Source organism: Scytonema hofmannii PCC 7110, from assembly GCF_000346485.2.
In the GTDB taxonomy this organism is placed as follows: Bacteria; Cyanobacteriota; Cyanobacteriia; order Cyanobacteriales; family Nostocaceae; genus Scytonema; species Scytonema hofmannii.
This window is the reverse complement of record NZ_KQ976374.1, coordinates 1-1,380: the sequence shown is the minus strand read 5'-3', so window position 1 is coordinate 1,380 and position 1,380 is coordinate 1. Positions and strand designations below refer to the sequence as shown.

At 42.0% G+C, this 1,380-nt stretch carries 1 pseudogene; it reads right to left on the bottom strand.

The features are described from left to right. Nucleotides 1–37: 37 nt before the first annotated feature. Nucleotides 38–1,254: pseudogene (locus WA1_RS51930) on the bottom strand (ISAs1 family transposase). Nucleotides 1,255–1,380: the final 126 nt, after the last annotated feature.

Sequence of the window (1,380 nt, the reverse complement as noted above, 5' to 3'; positions counted from 1 at the left end):
CAGGGTTAGCGCGTCTCAAATTCTGTTGACAGGCGGATCATAGTATGGAGTTCGAGTTTGAGACAGCCGCCGCCAGTACAGAAAGCATATACTGATCGTTCATAGCGGCTCGCCGTGACTTTTGGCGAATACTGCGGCGAAAAGATGTTTCTTGTTCTAAGGCATTGAGTGCAATGCGACGTAGTAAAGCAAAATTTTGTGGGCTGTGTAGAGAACGAATCCGACATTCATCTTCATGGAAACTTGATCTAATGTCCAATGAACAGAATTTTCAATTCCCCAGTGTTGTCGAATTGCGCTACCAATCTTGTTAGCATCACTGGTGAGACTAGAGATGTAAAATTGCACCTCGTGGGTAGTTTTATTCCAATGCTGAATTGAACGCACTACCATCACCACTGTTGTCAGTCCTACCCAATCATCTTGTTCATGAAGTGCAGGAAGTTGTGACACTGACACAGTGTAAACTTGACGATTTTCGATTCTGTGATGTCCCTTTTCTACCCGTTGACTAATATTCACATCAACACCTTTAAAACCAAGAGATAGGGAAGTTTCAAACCAATTCTTCACTTGTTGGTGTAGTGTGGGATGATTATCTTTGAGGCTCAAAATATAATCAGAACCACCTTCTCTAATTTTTTTGGCAATTGATTTCTGTGTACCCATTGCATCAATAGTAATGATGCAGCCAGATAAATCTAGCATTTCTAAGAGTGCTGGTATGGCCGTGATTTCATTCGATTTGGCGCTCACCTTCGTTTGTCCCAAGACCAAACGGTGTTCTTGAGACCAAGCACTGACCATATGTAAAGCTTTCAGCTGAGATGTTCGGTCATATGAGCCTTTGAGAGCTTTGCCGTCTATGGCGACTACTTCTACTCCTAAATTCTCAACTAACGATTGCACCCACACTCGAAAACATTGCTCAAATTCTTTGGGGTTAATTCTCTCAAACACTCTCCTAAAAGTATCGGGGCTGGGGATTCCGAAGGGCAGTTCTAGAAATGTCTCCAACCATTCTTTTTTATTTATTCCATATTCTTCAATATCTTCCCAACCTTGAGCACCGGCAATGACTGCCAAAATAGAAATGGTGATAATATCAGTCAGTAAATGCCATCTCGTCCTTTCTGCTCTTGGGTCTTTTACTTGTGTGAAGTATTCTTGAAACTTACTGGTAATGTCAAAACTGTCTACGCTGGGTGTCAAAGATTTTTCAGTTTTACTTTTCTTTTCAAATCCTGTTGGCATGACGACAGATGTTGCAGCTAGATGGATTAAATCTTACCCTAGCTCAGATAGTGCCACTTTGTTTTAAACCCTATTACCGCTCAAGTCAGTCCTCTTGTCAATAGGGTTTGAGACGCGCTGACCCTG